At 36.3% G+C, this 20,591-nt stretch carries 32 protein-coding genes, 3 tRNA genes and 1 rRNA gene; 30 read left to right on the top strand and 6 right to left on the bottom strand.

The genetic code is table 11. From position 1 onward, the window contains the following. Window positions 1–30 precede the first annotated feature (30 nt). The 3 genes from rrf to G7Y65_RS05435 all read left to right on the top strand — a co-directional run bounded on the left by rrf (window position 31) and on the right by G7Y65_RS05435 (window position 305). A 5S ribosomal RNA gene (gene rrf, locus G7Y65_RS05445) occupies window positions 31–147 on the top strand. Between the two features lie 7 nt (window positions 148–154). Next, window positions 155–227 (top strand) — tRNA-Asn (locus G7Y65_RS05440). Window positions 228–232: 5 nt separating this feature from the next. Beyond that, a tRNA-Thr gene (locus tag G7Y65_RS05435) sits at window positions 233–305 on the top strand. 75 nt (window positions 306–380) lie between these two features. On the opposite strand, the gene G7Y65_RS05430 is transcribed toward G7Y65_RS05435, so the two are convergent. The 6 genes from G7Y65_RS05430 to G7Y65_RS05405 all read right to left on the bottom strand — a co-directional run bounded on the left by G7Y65_RS05430 (window position 381) and on the right by G7Y65_RS05405 (window position 5,374). Further along, a complete protein-coding gene (locus G7Y65_RS05430; RefSeq protein ID WP_165314720.1) occupies window positions 381–1,472 on the bottom strand; it encodes a site-specific integrase in 1,092 nt (363 codons plus the stop codon). Window positions 1,473–1,719: 247 nt separating this feature from the next. Continuing rightward, entirely contained in the window at window positions 1,720–2,787 is a 1,068-nt protein-coding gene (locus tag G7Y65_RS05425) for a helix-turn-helix domain-containing protein (protein WP_165314719.1), read from the bottom strand. 73 nt (window positions 2,788–2,860) lie between these two features. Beyond that, the gene (locus G7Y65_RS05420) at window positions 2,861–4,369 is read right to left on the bottom strand and encodes a glycosyltransferase-like membrane protein (protein ID WP_165314718.1); all 1,509 of its coding nucleotides are present in this window, start codon (window positions 4,367–4,369) and stop codon (window positions 2,861–2,863) included. A 26-nt stretch (window positions 4,370–4,395) separates the two neighbouring features. Next, window positions 4,396–4,554: a hypothetical protein gene (locus G7Y65_RS05415; protein WP_165314717.1), complete on the bottom strand. Its 159-nt coding sequence runs from the start codon at window positions 4,552–4,554 to the stop codon at window positions 4,396–4,398. A 42-nt stretch (window positions 4,555–4,596) separates the two neighbouring features. Beyond that, complete coding sequence (locus G7Y65_RS05410; RefSeq protein ID WP_165314716.1) at window positions 4,597–4,995, bottom strand: hypothetical protein; 399 nt, start codon at window positions 4,993–4,995, stop codon at window positions 4,597–4,599. A 4-nt stretch (window positions 4,996–4,999) separates the two neighbouring features. Beyond that, window positions 5,000–5,374, bottom strand: coding sequence for a helix-turn-helix domain-containing protein (locus G7Y65_RS05405; protein WP_165314715.1), 375 nt, complete (start codon window positions 5,372–5,374; stop codon window positions 5,000–5,002). 134 nt (window positions 5,375–5,508) lie between these two features. Here G7Y65_RS05405 and G7Y65_RS05400 point away from each other — a divergent pair, with 134 nt between their 5' ends. The 27 genes from G7Y65_RS05400 (at window position 5,509) to G7Y65_RS05280 (ending at window position 20,570) form a co-directional block, all read left to right on the top strand. Beyond that, window positions 5,509–5,700: a helix-turn-helix transcriptional regulator gene (locus G7Y65_RS05400; protein WP_165314714.1), complete on the top strand. Its 192-nt coding sequence runs from the start codon at window positions 5,509–5,511 to the stop codon at window positions 5,698–5,700. Between the two features lie 69 nt (window positions 5,701–5,769). After that, window positions 5,770–6,513, top strand: a complete 744-nt coding sequence (locus G7Y65_RS05395; protein ID WP_165314713.1) for a phage antirepressor KilAC domain-containing protein — start codon at window positions 5,770–5,772, stop codon at window positions 6,511–6,513. Between the two features lie 3 nt (window positions 6,514–6,516). Then, window positions 6,517–6,858, top strand: a complete 342-nt coding sequence (locus G7Y65_RS05390) for a hypothetical protein (protein WP_042493173.1) — start codon at window positions 6,517–6,519, stop codon at window positions 6,856–6,858. Window positions 6,859–6,893: 35 nt separating this feature from the next. Continuing rightward, window positions 6,894–7,154, top strand: coding sequence for a hypothetical protein (locus G7Y65_RS05385; RefSeq protein WP_165314712.1), 261 nt, complete (start codon window positions 6,894–6,896; stop codon window positions 7,152–7,154). Next, a complete protein-coding gene (locus tag G7Y65_RS05380; protein WP_042493170.1) occupies window positions 7,135–7,383 on the top strand; it encodes a hypothetical protein in 249 nt (82 codons plus the stop codon). Before G7Y65_RS05385 ends, G7Y65_RS05380 begins: the two co-directional genes overlap by 20 nt. A gap of 47 nt (window positions 7,384–7,430) precedes the next feature. Beyond that, the gene (locus tag G7Y65_RS05375; protein WP_042493169.1) at window positions 7,431–7,613 is read left to right on the top strand and encodes a YqaI family protein; all 183 of its coding nucleotides are present in this window, start codon (window positions 7,431–7,433) and stop codon (window positions 7,611–7,613) included. Next, entirely contained in the window at window positions 7,610–8,731 is a 1,122-nt protein-coding gene (locus G7Y65_RS05370) for a recombinase RecT (RefSeq protein ID WP_052348420.1), read from the top strand. Before G7Y65_RS05375 ends, G7Y65_RS05370 begins: the two co-directional genes overlap by 4 nt. A gap of 3 nt (window positions 8,732–8,734) precedes the next feature. Continuing rightward, on the top strand, window positions 8,735–9,553 hold the full coding sequence (locus tag G7Y65_RS05365; protein ID WP_042493168.1) for a PD-(D/E)XK nuclease-like domain-containing protein: 819 nt from the start codon (window positions 8,735–8,737) through the stop codon (window positions 9,551–9,553). Next, window positions 9,553–10,257, top strand: coding sequence for a putative HNHc nuclease (locus G7Y65_RS05360; protein WP_042493167.1), 705 nt, complete (start codon window positions 9,553–9,555; stop codon window positions 10,255–10,257). The genes G7Y65_RS05365 and G7Y65_RS05360 overlap by 1 nt, the downstream gene beginning before the upstream one ends. Next, entirely contained in the window at window positions 10,229–10,555 is a 327-nt protein-coding gene (locus G7Y65_RS05355) for a helix-turn-helix domain-containing protein (RefSeq protein ID WP_165314711.1), read from the top strand. The genes G7Y65_RS05360 and G7Y65_RS05355 overlap by 29 nt, the downstream gene beginning before the upstream one ends. A 182-nt stretch (window positions 10,556–10,737) precedes the next feature. Then, the gene (locus tag G7Y65_RS05350; RefSeq protein ID WP_042493165.1) at window positions 10,738–11,265 is read left to right on the top strand and encodes a hypothetical protein; all 528 of its coding nucleotides are present in this window, start codon (window positions 10,738–10,740) and stop codon (window positions 11,263–11,265) included. Then, on the top strand, window positions 11,266–11,703 hold the full coding sequence (locus G7Y65_RS05345; protein WP_092463965.1) for a hypothetical protein: 438 nt from the start codon (window positions 11,266–11,268) through the stop codon (window positions 11,701–11,703). 16 nt (window positions 11,704–11,719) lie between these two features. Next, on the top strand, window positions 11,720–11,926 hold the full coding sequence (locus tag G7Y65_RS05340) for a hypothetical protein (RefSeq protein WP_165314710.1): 207 nt from the start codon (window positions 11,720–11,722) through the stop codon (window positions 11,924–11,926). Between the two features lie 3 nt (window positions 11,927–11,929). Further along, on the top strand, window positions 11,930–12,106 hold the full coding sequence (locus G7Y65_RS05335) for a hypothetical protein (protein ID WP_159426671.1): 177 nt from the start codon (window positions 11,930–11,932) through the stop codon (window positions 12,104–12,106). Then, a complete protein-coding gene (locus G7Y65_RS05330) occupies window positions 12,093–12,515 on the top strand; it encodes a YopX family protein (RefSeq protein ID WP_165314709.1) in 423 nt (140 codons plus the stop codon). The genes G7Y65_RS05335 and G7Y65_RS05330 overlap by 14 nt, the downstream gene beginning before the upstream one ends. A gap of 283 nt (window positions 12,516–12,798) precedes the next feature. After that, window positions 12,799–13,227 (top strand): ArpU family phage packaging/lysis transcriptional regulator, encoded by a 429-nt coding sequence (locus G7Y65_RS05325; protein WP_165314708.1) that lies wholly within the window; start codon window positions 12,799–12,801, stop codon window positions 13,225–13,227. Window positions 13,228–13,376: 149 nt separating this feature from the next. Next, entirely contained in the window at window positions 13,377–13,625 is a 249-nt protein-coding gene (locus G7Y65_RS09335; protein WP_240006080.1) for a class I SAM-dependent methyltransferase, read from the top strand. Beyond that, complete coding sequence (locus G7Y65_RS09330) at window positions 13,626–14,099, top strand: DNA-methyltransferase (RefSeq protein WP_275669045.1); 474 nt, start codon at window positions 13,626–13,628, stop codon at window positions 14,097–14,099. It abuts the gene before it with no gap. Window positions 14,100–14,217: 118 nt separating this feature from the next. After that, window positions 14,218–14,301, top strand: a tRNA-Ser gene (locus G7Y65_RS05315). A gap of 73 nt (window positions 14,302–14,374) precedes the next feature. Further along, window positions 14,375–15,106 carry a hypothetical protein gene (locus tag G7Y65_RS05310; protein ID WP_165314707.1) on the top strand — a complete coding sequence of 244 codons (732 nt, stop codon included), beginning with the start codon at window positions 14,375–14,377 and terminating at the stop codon, window positions 15,104–15,106. A gap of 78 nt (window positions 15,107–15,184) precedes the next feature. Further along, window positions 15,185–15,319: a hypothetical protein gene (locus G7Y65_RS09440; protein WP_275669042.1), complete on the top strand. Its 135-nt coding sequence runs from the start codon at window positions 15,185–15,187 to the stop codon at window positions 15,317–15,319. Then, window positions 15,319–16,233 carry a terminase small subunit gene (locus G7Y65_RS05305; RefSeq protein WP_165314706.1) on the top strand — a complete coding sequence of 305 codons (915 nt, stop codon included), beginning with the start codon at window positions 15,319–15,321 and terminating at the stop codon, window positions 16,231–16,233. Before G7Y65_RS09440 ends, G7Y65_RS05305 begins: the two co-directional genes overlap by 1 nt. Continuing rightward, complete coding sequence (locus G7Y65_RS05300; RefSeq protein ID WP_240006079.1) at window positions 16,208–17,449, top strand: PBSX family phage terminase large subunit; 1,242 nt, start codon at window positions 16,208–16,210, stop codon at window positions 17,447–17,449. Before G7Y65_RS05305 ends, G7Y65_RS05300 begins: the two co-directional genes overlap by 26 nt. Further along, complete coding sequence (locus G7Y65_RS05295) at window positions 17,449–18,864, top strand: phage portal protein (RefSeq protein WP_165314705.1); 1,416 nt, start codon at window positions 17,449–17,451, stop codon at window positions 18,862–18,864. The genes G7Y65_RS05300 and G7Y65_RS05295 overlap by 1 nt, the downstream gene beginning before the upstream one ends. Next, window positions 18,864–19,478, top strand: a complete 615-nt coding sequence (locus tag G7Y65_RS05290) for a hypothetical protein (RefSeq protein WP_165314704.1) — start codon at window positions 18,864–18,866, stop codon at window positions 19,476–19,478. Before G7Y65_RS05295 ends, G7Y65_RS05290 begins: the two co-directional genes overlap by 1 nt. A gap of 2 nt (window positions 19,479–19,480) precedes the next feature. After that, complete coding sequence (locus tag G7Y65_RS05285; protein WP_165314703.1) at window positions 19,481–20,293, top strand: hypothetical protein; 813 nt, start codon at window positions 19,481–19,483, stop codon at window positions 20,291–20,293. Further along, on the top strand, window positions 20,277–20,570 hold the full coding sequence (locus G7Y65_RS05280) for a hypothetical protein (RefSeq protein WP_165314702.1): 294 nt from the start codon (window positions 20,277–20,279) through the stop codon (window positions 20,568–20,570). Before G7Y65_RS05285 ends, G7Y65_RS05280 begins: the two co-directional genes overlap by 17 nt. Window positions 20,571–20,591: the final 21 nt, after the last annotated feature.

Here is a 20,591-nt window from a genome sequence, read left to right as displayed (position 1 = left end):
GAGGGAACTACGTTCACTCAATCATAAACGTGTCGTGATGATGACACTGAGGTCACACCTGTTCCCATACCGAACACAGAAGTTAAGCTCAGTAGTGCCAAAAGTAGTTGGAGGATCGCCTCCTGCGAGGATAGGACGTCGCGATGCATATCATTCCGAATTAGCTCAGTTGGTAGAGCACACGACTGTTAATCGTGCTGTCGTCGGTTCGAGCCCGACATTCGGAGTAATTGCCGACTTAGCTCAGTTGGTAGAGCAACGGTATCGTAAACCGTAGGTCGAGGGTTCGAATCCCCCAGTCGGCATGCGATGACTCTTACAACCCTTGATATCAAGGGATTTGTAAGAGTATTTTTTTGTTTTGTAGCACTTTTGTAGCACTAAAGATTATTTAGTAGTGCCATTGACTTGTTTGTTTGGTCATTTCTTTGAGTTTGTAGCAAATGAGTGTAAACTGAAAGTGTAATATCTATGCTCGAATGACCAAGTCTTTCAGAAACATATTTTACATCAACACCTTGAGATAATAACCAACTAGCGTGTGTGTGACGAAGTCCATGAAATGTAATCATTTTATCAGAGTTAATTTCTTTTAGATTACGTGTCAGCTGTTTATTAGCTGCTTCATTTGTAGGAGGATAATTGTTAGATCCAGTAAATACGAATGTAGTATTTTGATGTAAGTTATACCATTCAGTTAAATCTTTAATTAACACGTCAGGAACATCAACTTTTCTAGTTGATGTTTTAGTTTTAGTTGGCTTAAATAATTTACGTGGACTATCCCATGTCTTATTAATTGAAATAATACTGTTATTAAAGTTAATATCGGACCATTCTAGCGCCGCAATTTCAGAGTAACGACATCCTGTGTGAAGGCCTGTTAAAATCATCATATCCGTAACTGGACGTTCTCCGACGGGACGAGAGACTATATTAGTAACCAATGACTTCATTGTATCTGCTTCTAGAAATTTTAAATTTCTGTCTTTTCCATCAAGCCCGGTTGTATTAGTACCTTTAGTACAATCTTTTATAATAACATCCTCTGCAATAGCTGAATTAACCATCTGATGAACATGCATTTTTATTTTTTTAGTTGTCTCTATTGCATATTTTTCTCCCATTTCATTTAAAAATTTTTGAAAACGAGCTCTAGTCATATTTTCAATTGTGACATTTTCAAATGCATTGTGTAGATGTTTGCTAGTTAATTTATACCACTTGACTGTAGAATATGTTACGAATGGTTTTTTATATATTTCAAACCATTTATCAAAATAAACGGGAAATGGTGTTTTTGTATTAAATGTAAGTGCATGTTTTTGTTTTGCTACCTCCATTTCGTTGGCCCATCCCTGTGCTGCTGATTTTGTTTTGAAACCGGATTTTGTTTTTCTACGGCGCTCACCATCTTTCAATACGAAAACGTTGGCAGTCCAACTTTTACCACGCTTATAAATACTTGCCATTAGTTTAAACCTAACCTTTCTTGTTTAAAATTAGACAGTTTATTGACTTGTCTGGGTCACAACACAATATTAATAGACTTTTTTATAAGAAATTTTCATTCGTTTATATGCTGCTCTAATTGAATTTTCAGAACCGTTATTGATGATAGCCACAATTTCTTTCATTGTATGATTTTCCCCTAAATTAACTAATTCATCATAAGTTTTTCCAAAATAAGAATGTGACTTGGCATGAATTTGTCCTTTTCTAACTCCTGTCGCTTTTTTTTGCGGGAATATGTAATTTTCCTAAAATAGCACGTATTGAGGTTATTTTGAGACCAGTAATATCAGACAATTCATAAACAGTATGTTGTGCAGCCATCTCTTGCCACCATTTAGAAGTCCGATTTGTTTTTGCACCAGTTCCTCGAGAAATAGGTATATTATTTTTTCCAATTAATTCAATCAAAAATGCTTTTGATACATGGTGTTTATCTGCAACTTTTTGTACTCCAAAGGAATTTATATCATCTATTAGTAATTCTTTTTTATCTAAAAGGGCTTGCTTTTTTCGATCAGAACTGTTTTTTATCAGAGCATGTTGATTTCTAATTTGTTGAACGCGTTGCCTACTAATATTTAATGTTTGTGAAATTTCTAAATCAGTAAATCCTAGAGAATATAGATATTTTGTCATATCAGTATTATTTTCAAAATTTTTTGAATTTATTTTAGTTAGTGATTTAAAAAACTTTTTGTTATTTTTTTTTGCAATTATATTGTTTTCTCGAAGAATAGCTTGAACTTGTTTTTGTGATACGTTAAACATTTTAGAAATTTCATATGTAGTGTGAGTAGGTGCTAATTTAATAGCTTCTTTATGCCAAGGGGTATCTCTTGTTTTCTTAGTAAGGCACTTGATATTATTTGTTTTGAAAAAATAACGTAAGTTAGCTATAGGAATATCTAGTATTTTTGCAATTTCTGTAGCAGTATGATCGGATGCTAGTGTTCGTGCCCTAGATTGCCACTTTAACTTCTCTGATTTATCAATAACAGGTTTTGGCTTTATATCATATCTAAAAAGATAAGATTGTATATTATTTTCTGACTGATCAACAATTTTTGATAATTCTGCTAATGTGTGTGTAGTAGCTAATTTCTTAACTGTTTCATGCCATTCTTTATGGACACCAGACTTAACATTTATGTTATTTTTTTTAACCCATTTAGCAACAGAACTATAAGTAATTCCTACTTCATTTGCAATTTCTGTCATGGTTAGTCCTTTATCGGCCAATAATTTGGCCTTATCTTTCCATGTATTAGTCATTTAAGTGTCTCCTTTCAAAATTTGAATTTTTTTGATTATTCTTATGTATGCCACCAGTAGGGTGGCTTTTTTATTAATCACTATTTTTTACGAACATATTATCTGTAAAATAAACATTTAAATATATACCAGATAACAGTATTATTTGTGGTAAGAATTGAATTAAATATCTACTTCTGCCACCTTCAAAGAGTAGAAGATACATTAATGAACCAATAATTGATAATTTTAATATCATTATGATAGATTCTAATTTTTGGGGTGATTTATATCCCAAGGTTAAAATTACGAGCAAGATGATCCATACAATCTGTGAAATAAAAAAATAATCAAGTAAATGTGAACCATTTGGGTAAACAAGCTGTTGTAACCTGTTAGTTGCAGGAGCAAGTATAAAATTACCTTCTTGTAACCAACCGAAAGCACCATTTGAAGTATTATTTGTATTTTTCTTAAGCAAAAATTGTAGGTAACCAAAAATACCATAACGGTGTAGGGTATCTTTGATTTGTTTTACTGCAAATGTCTTCTTCTCATGTTGTGTTTTCAATGAATTTACCGTGTTTGTTAGCATTGTGTTATAACCACCGTTACCAACCATACCCATAGCAAGAAATAATTCTGGTGGTTTTTTCATACTAGGATTGACTTTAATATATTGTTGGTCATGCAAGTAAGAATTATATATTTGTTTAACACCAAAAGCGGAACCAAAGCTAACTAACAAAATTGAAATAATATAGAACACTTTTACTTTTTTACTTTTGAATAATAAATAAAATATTTCAACCAAGATAATAGCGATAATGAAAATTACAGATGATGGCTTGAGTAAAAATGAAAGTGTTCCAAAAATTCCAATTAATAAGGAACCTAATGATTTTATATATAGATTATTGTTTTTCTTAGCAATTAAGTATCCTAAAAATGCCAGACTTACTAACGGCAAAACTAATACATCGGTATATGGGACGATTATGTAAGGAAAACAACCTAAAAGCAGTAAAGATAGTAACCAGGTTGTGTACATACTATTTTTGTTAATATATCTAGCTGTTAATATAGTGATTATAAATCCTAAATCAGTACTTAATAACGACATGATATTAAATGAAACCCAATTCGCCCCAAAGTGATTGCCCCAAAAATTTTCTAAGAATAAAAGTGGTAAATTGTTGGGATTATAACTAAAATAGTTAGGCATTGAAGTACCATAAATTACTTGACCAACTACACCACCAACGTCAAAGCCAATTGTAGTGGTTGTTTGGGCTATGAAAATTATTTGTCCAATTATTAATAAAAGTGACCAAATAGATAGCAAAGTTAACTTGTAACCCAACACTAGGGGTGTTACTTTATTTTTGATAAATGACTTAATGTTGTTTGATGCAAAATATATAACTATGCATATTGCAAATAGTGAAATAAGTGTAAACAGTTCTGGAGACACTTCGGCTATGTTTAAATGAGTGGATCTAATTGAACCGATAAAGATTAATATCATCCAAACTAGAAATACAATGTTAATTGCTTTTTTTAAAAAGTTGAATGTAGATACTTTTATTTTATTTTTTTCCATAATGATTATTCGATAATTCCTAATATTTATTTTTTATAAGCGCCCGTTTTTATTTCTTCTATAGTCTCATCAAATATTTTTTTCCACTGCTTCATCTTTTGATGTTCTTCATCAGTAAAATCACCATTATGAGGCTTTTCACTTAGTTCACGTAATATCTGCATGTTCGATTTACTATTGGACATTTTTAAATCCTCCGTAGCCATCTTCACGAGTGGTTTCTTTGTTTACTCATAAATCAAATCTTTAACCAGTGGCTCAAACCAACTAGGTAGGTTAAATTCGGTCATAAAATCTGACCAGTTGCGATATTCATTAGGTGTATCTATGTATACTAGCCTTGCAATTATGCGGATAGCTCGTTCATTAGTTTCTCGTTCCTCCTTATTCTTGATGTGAGGGGAGAACCTGTATAGGAATGACGGGTTAGAGAATTCAATGTGACTAATCTCATGAGCTAACCTAAATGCAACGCTAATACGTGAATTATAGTTACGATTTATGTTAATAATTCTATCGTTGCAAAAAGCAACGTCTGGGTCATTTGGCCCGCCTAAAATATCAGTTATTACAATGCCTGACTTTTCAGCCATAGCTAATAACTGCCTTAAAAGTTCTTCGTGCATAAGCTTACTTACCGTTATCTTTCATGGTATTAAGCATAGCAAGAAGGGCTCTTTTATATTCTTCTGATAATGGTTGGCCATCAAACATAGCCATGCCTTCTTCTGACAATGCTTTATCTAGATCTACTGGCTCATCGCTGGTAGATTTTTTATTTGTTTCTGTTTTATCTTCTACTAAGTCACTTTTAGTAATTCCGAAGTAGCCTGCTAGAAGTTCTATTTTGTCAATTCGGGGGAAAGTTTGTCCATTTAGCCAAGAATAGACAGTGGCTTTTTTAATATCTAAATCATCGATTAAATCCGTTGGAACTTTTCCATGAATATTCAATTGATTTTTTAAATTTAATGCAAAAATTTGTTTATTTTTTATATCAGCCATAGCATTCTCCTTTCTTATATATCAACTATTATACGTTCAAACATGAGTAAAATCTATTAAAAACAAACAAAAGTGTTGAAAGTCTATTAATAATAGACTATAATGAATATATCGAAACAAAGGAGGAGATATTCATGAGTGGTAAGTACACGCTGGCGCAACTAAGAGTAGGAATGCAATGGTCACAACAAGAAACTGCAAATGCGTTAAATGTTAGTACAAGCTCTTGGTATAAGTGGGAAAATGGTAAATCATTTCCGACCCAACCAAATGTTGATAAGATTTTGCAGGTATTCAACGTCAGATATGATGACGTTATTTTTTAACATTCAAGTCTATTTTTAATAGACTTGAAAATAGACAACAATTAACTGACGTAGGAAAGGAACATAAAAATGGGACAGGAATTAATTAAAGTTCATGAGAATGAACAAGGTGAGCAATTAGTTAGTGCTCGTGATTTGTATAAAGGTTTAGGGATTAAAGAAAGATTTAGTCTATGGTTTGCTCGATATAAAGATATGTATGTTGAAGACATTGATTTTACAAGTGTAGGTTTACCTACGGTTGTTAATAACGGAGCAGTAAGGACACTTCAAGACTATAAATTGATGGTCGACATGGCTAAACATATTGCAATGATGACTAAAACTGATAAAGGTAATCAAATTCGTGATTATTTCATTGCGGTTGAAAAAGAACATAAAGCGTTGATGGCTGACCCTAGAATGCAAATGGCAATGGGGTTGAAATCAGCTCAAATGATGTTGGACCACAAGGACAAGATTATTGAAGAGATGAAACCAAAAGCACTGTTTGCTGATGCAGTAAACACTAGCAAGCAATCAATTCTAGTTGGTGACTTAGCCAAGTTGATTTCACAAAACGGTGTGAAAGTCGGTCAGAACAGATTGTTCGCTTATCTACGTGAAAATGGTTATTTGCATAAGACAGGTAGTCAGTACAATCGGCCAACGCAACGATACATTGATCAAGGCTTGTTTGAAGTAAAAGAAAGCTCTCATACAAATCCTGATGGCTCAATTCGTTTGACGTTTACTACAAAGGTAACTGGTAAGGGACAACAATACTTTGTTAATAAGTTCCTCGGTGAATCACAAATAGCTTTGGGGGTATAGATAATGGCAGAAGGAGCAACAATACAATTGCCAATAGAAATGCTGACACATTTGAGTGAGTCAGTTATTGAACAAGCAGTGGCATTAGCTGAACAAAATATTCTACATCATGATGAATTTGTTCAATTAAATCGAACAAATAAAACACCAAAAGGCAAGCGAACTTTAGAAGATTACTTGGGTGGTATGAGTTTGAACGATTTCAATCTTTACTGGCGTAGGCGAGTTGAAGCAGAACCAGGATTAACTATCCCAAAAGGGGAGAGACAACTCTTATATCACGGTAGAAAGGTTCAACAATACATTGCAGAACATGCTGCGGAAGTTACTAATAAAAGAAGATAGGTAACTGGCAAGGTAATTTAGGAGGCAACAATAATATGTCAACAGGAACGAAAGATTTTTTATTAGCTTTACAAATCACATTTAATAATTTCATTGCTCCAATGATAGCAGTTCTTATGTTACTTGGATTGATTTACTTTTTCTGGGATGAATTGGCACTGGTTTTAAAAGTTATCAGTCGCATTATCAGCTTAGGATTTTTGATGGTAGCCTGGTTTATTTTTGTTTTAACTGATGGTAAAAAAGTTGCAAATAAGCGGATAAAAGGAATTATTGATGATGGAAATTCAAAATAAAATGATGTCTCGTATAGATTTTATAAGAGTCGTTGCAATAGCTGGAATTCTTGGCATGACTGATGAAGAGCTTGCATTAGAGTTTGGAACAGAAACGGATGCTATTCGAATGTTTCGGACATTGAGGACAGATATTTTGGTAGCTCCATGGCTGGCAAATAATATCGCACATTTTTTATACAAAAATAGCCATCTACTCATTGGAGTGAGTGATGGCTTGGGTAATTAGATTTCGACTTCAAATTACCCTTCAAGATTAACATAGGGAGGCACTGTATGCCAAATGACTGGATAGATCCACCAGATGATGAAGCACCTTGGGGCTATGACTTCGAGGGTGACGAAATCTATTTAGGGGACAGAATTGTGGAAATAGATGGTGAGTACATTCCACTAGAAAAGTCTGAAACATGGATAAAAAACAACGGTTACAAAGTTAATACGGAGGAAAGACAATGACAGAGACATTCAATATTTCAAAAACTGCATCACAACAATTAGTTGCCAACTCAGTAACTAAAGATTTTCAGGATCTAGTTGAAGCACAAGACTTTAAAGTACCTGACGGGTACCATGTCGCAAATGCACTACAAGAGGCGGTGGCAACATTGCCAACGGTAAAGGGTATTACCAGCGTATCGGCAGATTCAATCAAAAAGACATTGTTTGACATGGTTGTACAGGGGCTAAGCCCGGCAAAGACTCAAGTTTATTTCATTGCATACGGTAATCAACTACAAATGCAACGATCATATTTTGGAACACAACAAGTTCTAAAACGTTTGAAAGATATCAAGGATATTCAAGCATATGTTGTACGCAAAGATGAAGAATTTGATGTTGATTACGATGAGAATGGCGGCTTGATTGTCAAAGCACATCACACTGATTTCATGAAGCTAGACAACGAAATTGTCGGAGCCTATGCAGTAATTACTAAGGCTGATGGGGAAAAGCAATACGAGGTCATGACTAAGAAACAAATTGATACATCATGGGGACAAGCCCGTACTACAAACGTTCATAAAAAATTCCCTGAGGAAATGGCAAAGCGTACGGTTATTAATCGAGCAGCTAAGAATATTATCAACACATCCGGTGATGACGATAACTTGATTGCAGCGATTAATAGCACCACGGCCAATGAAAATAAGTATGACGACGAACCTAAAGATGTAACGCCAGCACCAAAGCAAAATGCCTTATCTCGAATGGCTAAGGTTGCTACAAAGGAACCAGAAAAGGTTGAACCAGAACCTACTGAGAAAGTTAGTGAACCTGAGCCAGAACCAGCACCAAAGCAAGACGTCATAAGCGACGCAGAATTGCCGTTTAACGACGAGACAGAATTACCCGAAGAACCAGTTAAAAGCGCACCTGACCAAGTAGATAGCGAAAATACGGTAGCAGAAATAAAATACTGGTTAGATCAACATCATATGTTGTATCAACAGAGCGCAACTAAAGCCCAATTGCTAGAACGAGTAGCAGATTACTTGAATGAGCAAGAGACGAACCCTGATGAAGAGATTGACATGGGTGACACGCCTTATCAACCAGATGAGTTTTGGGGATAAATCATGGCAGAAGAATTAGATTATTACGACCCAAGAGAAGCATATATTCACATGCACGCATCTACTTTCAAGAACTTCTTGTTCAACGGGGAAGTAGAAGCATTAGCAAATATGGCAGGCACTTATAACATCTTTGATGACGATAAAGCCTTGCTAGTAGGTAATTTCTTACATTCGTATTTTGAAAGCCCACAGGCTCATCAAGCGTTTATTTATGAACATCCTGAAATCATTTCACAACGTGGCAAAACAAAGGGTGATTTAAAAACTGAATTCAAGGTTGCACAGAAGATGATTAAGCGTATTGAAGCTGATCCAGTGATTATGGCATTAGTAAACGGTGCGCCTGATAAAGAGTATGTCATTGACGGTTCAATAAATGGTGTTGATTGGCGTGGCAAGTTAGATGCGGTGAACTTAGAAGAACAGTATTTTATCGATTTCAAAACAGTTAGATCACTGAAAGAATTTCACGGTTTGATTGGTGGTGAATGGTCTGACTACTACAACGAATACGAGAATTTTTTCATCAGTAGGGGCTACCACATTCAAATGGCAGCTTATCAAGAAATGTTACGCCAAATGACTGGCAAAGAATTTGAAGTCTACATTGTGGCAGTCAGTAAAGAAGATGAGCCATTAGCCGATATTTACAAGATTGAGCAGGAAACATTGGATCGTGGCATGCGTGAAATTTTAGCAAATCAAGACCATATTGTCAGGCTAATCAATGGCGAAGATAAACCGCTTCAAGCAAAAACATACAGTAGATTGTATCGGTCAACATATCGTGTTGATCCAGAAAATGTAGGAGTTTTGTAATGGATTTATGGGGGAAAATTACAGCGATAAAGGGTAATCAAGTAGTTATCACGCTTGAAAATCGTGAAGAGTTGGCTAATTTATCCCTATTCACAACTGCAGAGCAACCACAAGTAATTGTGGACGTACAAGATGAACGGCATTTAAGTAAACTGCAGCGCAAAAAAGCGTATGCAATCATTGCAGAAATTGCTAAATGGTCGGGAATGTTTCCCGAAGAGTGTAAAGAGTGGATGAAGTATTACTTCACTGCTGAAACAGGTAATCCATACTTTAGCTTTTCCGACACGGATATGACCACGGCTAGACGATTTATCACATTTCTATTGGACTTTGCGATTAGAAACAAAGTGCCGATGAAGCATAGCGGTATGACCTATCAAGACGATTTGGATATGTACATGTATATGTCACTGAAACATCGGTCATGCGTAATTTGTGGCAAAGATGCGCAGATACATCATATCGACACTGTTGGAATGGGTAATGACCGTAAATTGGTTGATCATCGATGCAGACATTTAATTGCTTTGTGTGAAGAACACCATGAAGAGACACATCGAATTGGCTGGCCAACGTTCAAATCTAAATATCATGTCAAAGGCATTTTATTAGATTCGCAAACGCTAAATCAGCTCGGAATTATGACCTATAAACGAATGAAGGAGATTGATGATGATAAGGCGCGAAAGATGGAAAAATAATTTTAGCCAGATTCCTAATGAAACATTACGAAATCACGAATTATCGAACAGTTCGTTCAGATTATTGATGTACATGCTGTCGATGTCAGATGGCTGGATATTTAGGAATAGCAAGATTGCAAAAGATTTAGGCAAGAGTGAACGGTGGGTTCGAGCTGGTCTTACAGAACTCGAAAAAGCCGGTTATATCAGGCGTAAAGCAATCAGAAACAAGCGGGGACAAATTACCGAATGGGAGCGTGTAATTTATGATTTACCAGTGGCAGAAAACACGTCAGTGGTAAATACCGATATATAGGCATTAGCCAGTGGCAGAAAAACCAGGGGGTGGTTTTTGTTCCCCCTAAGAATATCAATATTATAAGAATATCAATTATTAAGAATATCAAGGCGCTGGTGTTGGAGTAGCCGCTATCAAAGTATGAGAATAAAGTTAGCAATTAACACCAGCACCAACACACATAAAATGAGATATAAATTATGGATAAACAAGCAGATTCACAGGTAGAAAATGAGTGGAAGTTAGCAGACATTGAATACAATGGTTATTCAAACAATGACATTATTAAATTTTTATCTCAACTACAAAATCAAACTCATGACTATCTTGAAGCAAAAAAGATGTTAATTTCAGCTATTAGGCTAGTTAAGAAAAAAGGACTGACAACTAATAAAAAAATGACCGGTGGTTATGTTAAAGATTATGTTGATACATGGATTGCAAATGGATTAACTAGTGTTGATGAAATGGTCAAATTTGAAAATAACAGAAATGAAAGATCAACTGATAATCAACGAGAATCAAACGTTCTTATACCTACATCTGATCAAATTCAAAAGCAAAATGAGAAATTAGCTCAACAGCTAGGCTATAACACTGTTGAAGAAATGGGCAAGGCTTCATGGAACTTGTTAGTTGAGTTACGAAATACACGGCCTGAACGAATGGCTAATAAAGCTAAAACGGGATTAACAGCAACAGGCCACCAAGTTTTGAAGAGGTTTTAAATGGCAAAACTAGTAATACCACTGAATGTATTTATTTTGCCAATGAAAAAGCAAGGCAAGATGCGCTTAGTGAAGATGACATTGAATAATTGGATATTGATCCATGGTATGAAGGCTGGACGGATTGTTGCTAATAAACGCAAACATCAAATTCAAGCAAAAATCATGCCACTTGTTGACCAAGCTATGGTTGATGGCTTGCAACCGATTGAGAAGAACACTAAATTTAAATTTAGTTGGTATTTTCCTGACCACAGGACGGACTTAGATAACTGGACGTTCACACATAAGTTCATTTTTGATGCTTTTCAGGCCAGTTCAGTTCGTGGCCAAGTATTTATGCCAAACGACAATTTAAACTTCGTAGTGGCAACATATGACGATTTCAGGGGCATTGATAAAGACAACCCTCGAGTTGAAATAGATTGGAACGACTAAGAACAAACAGCCAAGGGTGAAACGACTGGAAGCCCGTCAAAAAATGTATGGCGTATATGACAAAGAAGGGTTGCCTTTCTTAGTTGATGACAAGCAAGAAGAAATGACATTTACAAATTTAACTGCTGGATCGTTTGCCAGTACGATTAGCCGTATGAAAAAAGGCAAGCGCAAACATACAAATAGTGGTTATTCAATTGTTGAATTAAAGGGTATGGGTTGATAAATGAGTGAAGGACTACTTGAAGCACAACTTGTGCTAGGCAAAGAAGCATTAGAAACAGCAATTGAGATGGATGGTGATAAGTGGTTACGCAAATGCACTATTCCATTCACATTACAAGATAACGGCACAAAATTCAAAATGACGATTGAAAAGGTTGACGATAATGAAAAATTTTAAATTTAGAGTTTGGAATGAAATGTATCACTGCTATTTCAGTAGTGACTATGGCGGTGAGTACGCCTTGGAAGAAGCAGGAACTTTGATTGAAAGTGATGATTACCATTACTTTGATGATGTTCCAGATAACCAGGGATGTGTTGTTGAACAGTGGACTGGCCTAAAGGATATGAACGACACTGCTATTTATGAGGGCGACATTGTCAAAATATTGCGTACAGGAACAAGGCGCAGCATTGGATTTGATGAAATTACATTCTTAGAAGCTCGCTTCTGTTTCAAGCATGAAAATGTACGAGATAATCTTCTGCCTTTCTTATCACATTCTGATATTTATAATTTAAAAGTCATAGGTAACAGACATGAAAATATGGAACTAGTCGAAGAAACAAGGGGAGCTGAGTTATGAAAAATATTAAGCCCGTCAAATTAGCAATGCTTCTAATAGCCTTAGTAACAATTGTTGGCGTGATATGCGAAACGGTGATTGAGGTGATGAATTAGAAAAATGGAAAAATTTATTACGTTTATATTCTTCTTAATGCTGTTGGCAATAGCTATATTAGGATATTTTGGAACACTGTAGCAGATGTAAAACCGTTTTATGCAAGAAATTGTGTAAGCCGGTTTTGTTTGGGTTAATGGATGCCAATAAATGAAATAAGATAAAAGTTTACGTGGAGGTTGTTCTAATGGGGTTGTTAGGATTATTAGGTGATTTTGAGTTAGATGAAAAAGCAACAATTGAGAATGTCCGTCGTTTCTTTGAACACGATTGGCCAATTATTCAGAATAGGGCGCATATCAGCTTTGTTGATGTAAAGTCCCCTGTTATTAGTGGCATGCCAAGTAGCGGGATGACAGGGAATGCAAATGATGATAAGTATTCTATCCATGCACAAGCATCAAAATGGGTAGATGATGTTATTCAAGCCTGTCAAGGGATGAAGCAGCCACATAGATCGTTCTTAGAATTACGTTATTTTAAAGGGTTAAAATGGCTAGAAGTTGAAGAACGTACAGGGTACTCATCAAAGCGTGGACAAGAAATTATTAATGAAGCATTCTTAGGATTTGCAGAAGCATTCGCAGATACATATGATTATCGAGGGTATAAATAATGAAAAAGTTCGCTATTAGTTCGCATAAAGCACGCATTTATCGCGCATTTGTCAGCCACATAGCGCGCACTAAACGTTGTATTATGATATTGTCGAATAATTGATAAAGCAGACAGCAATAGGCTGTGATTACCTGGAGGAATTGAATAGTGAAATTAATCAATGGTGAAACGTTGGCAGAAATGTCTAAGTTACCTGATGAATCAGTTGATATGATTTTGGCAGATTTGCCTTATGGCACAACAGCTAATGAATGGGATGTGTTAATTCCGTTTGATAAGTTGTGGGAACAATACAATCGGATCATCAAAGAACATGGTGCGATTGTGTTGTTTGGTCAAGGATTATTTGCTAATCATTTAATATCATCAAATGAAAAGATGTATCGCTACAAATGAATTTGGAAGAAAGCGCGAGCTGTTGGCTTTTTAAATGCCAAACGGATACCGTTACGAACTGTAGAAGAAATTCTTGTTTTCTATAAAAAGTTGCCTACCTACAACCCACAAATGCGACAAGGTAAACCGTATAAATCGGTTACTAAGCCACGTTTGGCTCGTAATTACCGGACAACTAAGAAAACTGTCGTAACGGAGAACAAAGGTGAGCGCTATCCAATCGATATATTGGAGTATGGTCAACCATCGGTGCATGGTAAAGGCGTACATCCAACCGAGAAGCCAGTTAATCTGTTGAGCTACTTGATTAAAACCTATACAAAACCAGGTGATTTGGTATTAGACAATACCATGGGTAGTGGTTCAACTGGTGTTGCTGCTAAGTTAACGGATCGTGACTTTATTGGTATTGAGCTGAACAAAGAATTCTATGATATTGCAGTTGAAAGAATTGAAACAATTAACGTCCTGTGATGAAACAACTGCGCACACGCCATCACGCAAACGACATGCATAAGCCTCTGATAGGGCGCATTTGTAAAGATGTTGAGTTAGGTTAGATACATCAAAAGTCGTACACGGGGCGCATTTTAGAATTGAAGCGAAGTTGGTTAGCAGACTGCTTTGAATACAGTTGCCGGTAAAACGGTTGCAGGTTCGAACCCTGTCAATTCTGTTATAATCTATCTAGGAATGAGGTGGGTTATGATTAATTTAAAAAAAAACATAAATATATAGTTTACATTATTATGATGATATTGGTTTTTATTGGTATTCCAGTTTTGATTCAACTTCATGTAGAAATTGTATACGATTTAGCCAAGAAGATGACACCAGGTAATCACAGTGATTGGATTCAATTTTGGGGTAGCTATTTAGGAATTATTCCTTCTGGACTAGTTGCATGGTTCGTAGCTAATAAACAAATTGAAAGTTCTAAAGAAAACGATAAGAAGAACTATTTGGAAAACATGTATCTTGATGATTTGAAAAAACTTAAAGATATAATGTTATTACATAAATTTTCTGGTCAATGGAATTTCCCGTATAATAATGGATTAATAGGGTGTTTAACTAGCGATGAAATAGATATGTTTAGAAAATATTTTTTAAATATAGTTAGTAAAGATGGAAAAGAGGAGGTAAGGACTGACCAATTATTTGAAGCCAAGAAAATTGTTCATGGTCTACCCATTTCTAAAAGAGAGTGTATTCGAGAAGACATTGATAAGCTTTGCGACGAAATATTAGAGTTAGCTATATATAAGCCATCTGAATTTAAGGAAATGGAAGACAATTACTATATTACGGGGAAAAATAAAAATAAAAGTCCAGTAGATATGCAAAAATTCGAAGATGCTGAAAATAATTGGTACGATCAAAGCGCTTTGTTTTGGAAACATATAGAAATTATTACTAATGAATTTAATATATTTGAAGAATTTGTAAATCACGAATTAGGAATATATTACACGCTATAGAAATTAAATAAAATAAAAAGACGGCAATTACCAAATCGCTGTCTTTTTATTTTGCACAAATTTAAGAGGAAACATGAAATGGAACCATGGTATCGAAACGTAGAAGCCTCCATTATTGGCAAATTGGATGCACAAGAACGAAAAGAATTAAAAAAACAAGATCAAATTAAACAACGTAGGTCAGTTAATAAGGAACGAGGTGGTGATATGTAATGGATCTAAAAGAACAGGCTAAGCAAGATTACTTAGCTGGTATGAAGATTAAGGATATTGCACAAAATATTGGTAAATCTGCCTCAACGATTCGTTCGTGGAAATCACGTTATAAATGGGATGATGTTTCAGATAGAGTTGCTAAAGCTGCAACAAAAAGTGTTGCAACAAAACGCAACAAAAATGCAACGCAACACAAAAACGTTGCAACGTCTCAAAAGGCGGACCAAGTGATTGATGAGTTAGCTAATAGCGACTTAACTGATAAGCAAAAAGCCTTTGTTATCGAGTATGTAAGACTTTTCAACGCAACGCAGGCATATATAAATGTGTATGATGTGGATTACACAACGGCTAAAACCGCTGGCCCAAGGATGTTGGAAAATGTTGGAGTAAAATCTGCTGTTGAACAACTTAGAAAAGCACGTCTACATGACCTAGGCGCCAATAAAGAAGATGTGTTAGCTGACCTAATGAAGCAATCATTTTCAGACATTGGAAGTTACTTAGATTTTGGTGAACATGACGAATTTGCGCAAGATGCTATGGGTGAACCAATAATCGATACTGATGGTAATCGAGTGATTAAACATATGTCGTGGGTGCAACTCAAAGACAAGTCGAAAGTTGATACAAGTCTAATCAAAAAGGTATCAATTGGTCGTGATGGCGTTGTCCTTGATTTATACGATAAACAAGCTGCACAAGCACGATTGTTGGCTGAATTGAATAAGCAACAACCAAATGCATTAAGTGATGCCCAAGTTCGACGGGCTAAAGCTGAAGCAATATTGGCAGAAGCGAAGGCAGCTCGTGTTGATGATGATCAATCGAGTGAAGAAGTGATGTTGGCCAAGATTATGGATGCACTACAAGCAGGTGAACAAAATGATGAAGCAGAAACTAACACTTAAAAAGGCGTACACACGTAAGCAACGTCAGGTATTGAACATTGCCATGTCAGACGACTTCAGAACGTTAATATTAGACGGTGCTGTTCGTACTGGTAAGACGGTGGTTAATAATGATATATTTCTGCATGACGTGTTACGGGTCAGTCGTATTGCTAAAAGTAATGGCGATTACAGCCCACAATACATCTTGGCTGGTTACTCAAGTAAAACGTTAGATAACAACGTCATTAATGAGTTGACTAAGAAATATGGTTGGGAACCTAAATACGATAAGCACGGTAGCTTTAAGTTATTTGGAGTGAAAATTGTCGTTGCATTTACCAATTCTGAACGTGGTGTTGGTGCTGTTCGTGGTATGACTGCGTATGGTGCTTATATCAATGAGGCATCCCTTGCTAATCGTGCCGTTTTTGATGAAATACTATCTCGTGCATCAATGCCTCATTCACACATTTTGTTAGATACCAACCCTGATTCGCCAACACATTGGCTGAAAAAGGAGTATATCGACAACAAGAACCCTGAAGCAGGTATTAAGCGAGTGCATTTTGTCCTTGACGACAATACTTTCCTATCTCCTGATTACGTAAAGCATTTAAAGGCTGAAACACCAACGGGGATGTACTATGACCGTAAGATATTAGGTTTATGGGTAAATGGAGAAGGTGCCGTTTATCGAGACTTTGACGAGAAAAAGCATTTCATTACCAAAGATGAAGTGCCACCATTAACCAATTACTTCGCTGGTGTTGACTGGGGATATGAACATTCAGGCGTTATCCAAGTATGGGGTGAAACCGATGATCATAAATATTACTTAGTTGAAGAACATGCAGCACAACATGAAGAGATTGATTATTGGGTCGATATTGCCTTAGATGTTAAGAAACGCTACGGTGACATCCCCTTTTGGTGTGATTCAGCGAGACCCGAACATGTCGCTAGATTCATTAACGAGGACTTAGATGCACGCAATGCTGACAAAAAAATCATGAAGGGTGTGGAAGATGTCGCTAAGATGATTAAAGCCAATCGTTTATTCGTGGTTCGAACAGCAGCTAAAGAGTTTGAAAATGAAATCTTTGACTATGTTTGGGATGAGAAAAAGGGCGTGCCTGTTAAGGAAAATGACCACGCAATGGATACCACACGTTACGCAATACATAACCATATCAGCGAAGATAATGAAGTTGAAATTTTTGGAGGAATTTTCTAATGACGATAAATTTTAATAGTGATCGGTTGTCGTCTGACGAAAACCATGTCTTTTATTCTGAAAGCATTGGGGATGACTTGCCAGTTGAAACCGATGTGAATGAGCTGATTAGTATTCATACTAATCGACTGAACAACCGATACAACCGATTAATGAATTATTATTTAGGTAAGCACAGTATCATCCGTAAACTAGCCAAGGCAAAGGGCAAACCAGATAACCGATTGGTCATTAACTTTGCAAAAGAGTTAGTCGACAATGAAGTTGGGTTCTTTGCTGGAACACCAGTGAAGTTTGATTATGACGACAACGGCAATGAAAATAACGAACTTGATCAGCGAATTGCTGATTTTGTGGCGATTAATGATTTAACCGACACGATTGCAGAGTTGGCCAAGCAAGTTGATATTTTTGGTCGGTCATATACGTTGCTTTATCAGGATGAAGATAGCAACACCAGAGTGGCACCAATCGACCCACGCAATGCTTTTGCGGTTTATGGTACACAAATTGGTGCACCCATTGAATATGCCGTGTATTACACGCAACGACAACACAATGGCACAATCAGTGGTACGCTGTACACAAAACATTCAGTAGTAACGTTCCATGGTAGTGCATCAGCTGGTATACAGTACGACGAAGTAACTGATAACCTATTCACTAACGTACCGTTGGTTGAATTCTTTGCCTCGATTGAGCGACAAGGACTATTCGAGCAAGTAATTAGCTTGATTGATGCCGTTGATATGGCAATGAGCAACAAAGGCAACGACATTGACTACTTTAGCAACACGATTATGAAAGTAGTCAATGCTAAAATCAAAAAAGAAACGGTTGATGAGATGATTGATAAACGATTAATCAATGTGCCGTCTGTTGATGCAGATAGACCAGTTGATATTGATTTTCTCAACAAACCCGATGCTGATTTAATTCAGGAACATTTTTTAGACCGTGCTATTGATGCCATTTATACCAAGTCAAACGTTGCTAATTTCAATGATGATGTGTTTGGTAATGCATCCGGTACAGCATTAGAGTTTAAGCTGCAGTCGATGAGCAATGCAGCAAATATGAAAGAGCGGAAGTTCAAACTATCAATCAGGCAGCTATTTAAGTTAGCCTTTGCGATTGGTGCCACGTTGCCGCTTGATATGACTGGTGAGTTAGCTAAAAACGTCAAAGCAACGTTCAAACGGACAGTTCCCCATAACGTCCAAGATGAAGCAACAACTGCTAAGACATTGCTTGATGTGGTTGACCGTAAGACAGCTATTTCTGCTATTTCAACAGTTGATGATCCTGATGCCGTTATTAAGGCACGGGATGAGGAGCAACGCAACAATGCTAACAATGCCTTAGCAAGTCTAGAGAATGTCAGCGAGAATGATTTCAAAGGTGGTGACAAGTAATGCGAGACATTGACGAAAAGCACCACATGCTAGAAACCATGAAGCAAGATTATGACATCAACGTTGGTCTTGAACGGGCAGCAGACAAGTATATCAAACGAATTAGCGCTGAATTAAGCGCTTTTTTTGTTGCTCATGAAAAAGACGATCATATCGACACGTCTATCTTACGTAAATCGCCCACAATTCACGATTTAACGCAGTTAAAAACGTTGGCTAAGGAATTATCCAAGATTAACGAAATCAACGTTAAAAAGCGAAAAATGATGTATTTAAGCATGGGTACAACAGACATGGAAATGTACCTGCAATCATTAATGGGTTTGATGATGCTGCCAATGGCTAATAATGCTTTTCAGCTCATGGAAAAGACGTTGTTAAATGAGTTTCGTGACGAATATCAACGTCAATCAGACGATTTGGGTATTGATAAGCCATTAACTACCGCAAAAATGCAGAAATTATCACACCAAGCGTTTGATAATAAAAAGCCTGTGAATGCGTTCTGGCAGTCGTTTGATAAGATACTGGCTAACTTATCGGTTGAGTTAATTAAAGCCGTTCAGCAAGGTGTCAATGCGAAAGACTGGACAGAGATTGTCGGGGGTAGGTAGTAATGAGTAAAGATAAATACGATAATTACACTGATGATGATTTTCTAGCTGATCTAAATGCTTATGCGGACAAACGAGATGCTGAACAAGCAGAAGATAATGCTGAATTAAAGCAACATTTGGGTGAAATGGTCGGTGGTTTCCTTGGCGTTTGGTGGTATTTACGAGCATTTAGCGCTGCTTCATCTCGTAATATTCGAACTTATGCTGCAGTTGCTGATAAAAAGGCTAAACTAACAGCTTGGGAAACGGCTGATGACCAGATTAACCAGGAGCATCCCCATTTTCAGAGCAAAGTCACGATCATGAATGAATTTGGCGCTTGTAGTAAGTGCCTGCCATATCTCGGTAATGAATATACTCTGGCAGAGGCTAAGAGTTTAGTGCCATTTCATTATAATTGTCGTTGCACTATTGTTAGGGTTAAAGATACATTAAGTGATGATTTACCCATTGCAACAGGAATTGCGGTTGCCAGCAAGAATCGCAAAGATGAGGATGAAGATGGTATAATTGATTTAACAGATTATGTGCCAGAAGATGAACCAACAACGTATTCCGAACACAAACCAATGCTTAAATCAAAGCCAGGAACGGCTATAAAGACTTATGCTACAAAGTCAGGACTGTTACAACGAATTAGAATATATGGGCCTGATGGTAATGTGTTAAAAGATATTGATTTTACTAATCATGGTATTAGCGAACCAGAGGTACACGACTGGATAATTAATCCGGATACAGGAAAACGTAAGCGGACCAACGGACGTAAAATGACAAGTAAGGAGGCAAACTACATTGAAGGAATTGAATGATGGATATTTTTCACTGACCAAAGATGAGATTGCCGAGTCTTTAGGCTATCATGGTGAAGCAACTTTCTATATAAACGGTCAGTTAGCGACATACAATAACCCTAATCGTCCTGAATTAATGGATAATGTCAATGGTGAAAGGTCATTGTGGCAATTCAATGATGGTCAAAACACGGTTGTTTTTGACACAGTTCAAGACGTATTTAAATTCAAATTACAGAATGGTCAAACTATTGGGGATGCGATTGAAACATTTAAATTTGAAGATTTCGTTTAAGTAATAACTATTAATAAACGC

The organism is Weissella sagaensis, from assembly GCF_010306265.1.
Classification (GTDB): domain Bacteria; phylum Bacillota; class Bacilli; order Lactobacillales; family Lactobacillaceae; genus Weissella; species Weissella sagaensis.
Note: the sequence above shows the minus strand (reverse complement) of the source record. Positions and strands in the feature narration are given on the sequence as shown.

Excerpts from the sequence above, each read along its gene's own strand:
- G7Y65_RS05335 (WP_159426671.1), top strand. The coding sequence starts at position 11,930 with ATGAGTGAAGGACTACTTGAAGCACAACTTGTGCTAGGCAAAGAAGCA.
- G7Y65_RS05310 (WP_165314707.1), top strand. The coding sequence starts at position 14,375 with ATGATGATATTGGTTTTTATTGGTATTCCAGTTTTGATTCAACTTCAT.
- G7Y65_RS05420 (WP_165314718.1), bottom strand. The coding sequence starts at position 4,369 with ATGGAAAAAAATAAAATAAAAGTATCTACATTCAACTTTTTAAAAAAA.
- G7Y65_RS05365 (WP_042493168.1), top strand. The coding sequence starts at position 8,735 with ATGGCAGAAGAATTAGATTATTACGACCCAAGAGAAGCATATATTCAC.
- G7Y65_RS05355 (WP_165314711.1), top strand. The coding sequence starts at position 10,229 with ATGATAAGGCGCGAAAGATGGAAAAATAATTTTAGCCAGATTCCTAAT.
- G7Y65_RS05405 (WP_165314715.1), bottom strand. The coding sequence starts at position 5,374 with ATGGCTGATATAAAAAATAAACAAATTTTTGCATTAAATTTAAAAAAT.
- G7Y65_RS05295 (WP_165314705.1), top strand. The coding sequence starts at position 17,449 with ATGACGATAAATTTTAATAGTGATCGGTTGTCGTCTGACGAAAACCAT.
- G7Y65_RS05305 (WP_165314706.1), top strand. The coding sequence starts at position 15,319 with ATGGATCTAAAAGAACAGGCTAAGCAAGATTACTTAGCTGGTATGAAG.
- G7Y65_RS05400 (WP_165314714.1), top strand. The coding sequence starts at position 5,509 with ATGAGTGGTAAGTACACGCTGGCGCAACTAAGAGTAGGAATGCAATGG.
- G7Y65_RS09440 (WP_275669042.1), top strand. The coding sequence starts at position 15,185 with ATGGAACCATGGTATCGAAACGTAGAAGCCTCCATTATTGGCAAATTG.
- G7Y65_RS05425 (WP_165314719.1), bottom strand. The coding sequence starts at position 2,787 with ATGACTAATACATGGAAAGATAAGGCCAAATTATTGGCCGATAAAGGA.
- G7Y65_RS05415 (WP_165314717.1), bottom strand. The coding sequence starts at position 4,554 with ATGTCCAATAGTAAATCGAACATGCAGATATTACGTGAACTAAGTGAA.
- G7Y65_RS05350 (WP_042493165.1), top strand. The coding sequence starts at position 10,738 with ATGGATAAACAAGCAGATTCACAGGTAGAAAATGAGTGGAAGTTAGCA.
- G7Y65_RS05300 (WP_240006079.1), top strand. The coding sequence starts at position 16,208 with ATGATGAAGCAGAAACTAACACTTAAAAAGGCGTACACACGTAAGCAA.
- G7Y65_RS05410 (WP_165314716.1), bottom strand. The coding sequence starts at position 4,995 with ATGCACGAAGAACTTTTAAGGCAGTTATTAGCTATGGCTGAAAAGTCA.
- G7Y65_RS05375 (WP_042493169.1), top strand. The coding sequence starts at position 7,431 with ATGCCAAATGACTGGATAGATCCACCAGATGATGAAGCACCTTGGGGC.
- G7Y65_RS05330 (WP_165314709.1), top strand. The coding sequence starts at position 12,093 with ATGAAAAATTTTAAATTTAGAGTTTGGAATGAAATGTATCACTGCTAT.
- G7Y65_RS05325 (WP_165314708.1), top strand. The coding sequence starts at position 12,799 with ATGGGGTTGTTAGGATTATTAGGTGATTTTGAGTTAGATGAAAAAGCA.
- G7Y65_RS05385 (WP_165314712.1), top strand. The coding sequence starts at position 6,894 with ATGTCAACAGGAACGAAAGATTTTTTATTAGCTTTACAAATCACATTT.
- G7Y65_RS05345 (WP_092463965.1), top strand. The coding sequence starts at position 11,266 with ATGGCAAAACTAGTAATACCACTGAATGTATTTATTTTGCCAATGAAA.
- G7Y65_RS05285 (WP_165314703.1), top strand. The coding sequence starts at position 19,481 with ATGAGTAAAGATAAATACGATAATTACACTGATGATGATTTTCTAGCT.
- G7Y65_RS05395 (WP_165314713.1), top strand. The coding sequence starts at position 5,770 with ATGGGACAGGAATTAATTAAAGTTCATGAGAATGAACAAGGTGAGCAA.
- G7Y65_RS05380 (WP_042493170.1), top strand. The coding sequence starts at position 7,135 with ATGATGGAAATTCAAAATAAAATGATGTCTCGTATAGATTTTATAAGA.
- G7Y65_RS05390 (WP_042493173.1), top strand. The coding sequence starts at position 6,517 with ATGGCAGAAGGAGCAACAATACAATTGCCAATAGAAATGCTGACACAT.
- G7Y65_RS05360 (WP_042493167.1), top strand. The coding sequence starts at position 9,553 with ATGGATTTATGGGGGAAAATTACAGCGATAAAGGGTAATCAAGTAGTT.
- G7Y65_RS05370 (WP_052348420.1), top strand. The coding sequence starts at position 7,610 with ATGACAGAGACATTCAATATTTCAAAAACTGCATCACAACAATTAGTT.
- G7Y65_RS05430 (WP_165314720.1), bottom strand. The coding sequence starts at position 1,472 with ATGGCAAGTATTTATAAGCGTGGTAAAAGTTGGACTGCCAACGTTTTC.
- G7Y65_RS05290 (WP_165314704.1), top strand. The coding sequence starts at position 18,864 with ATGCGAGACATTGACGAAAAGCACCACATGCTAGAAACCATGAAGCAA.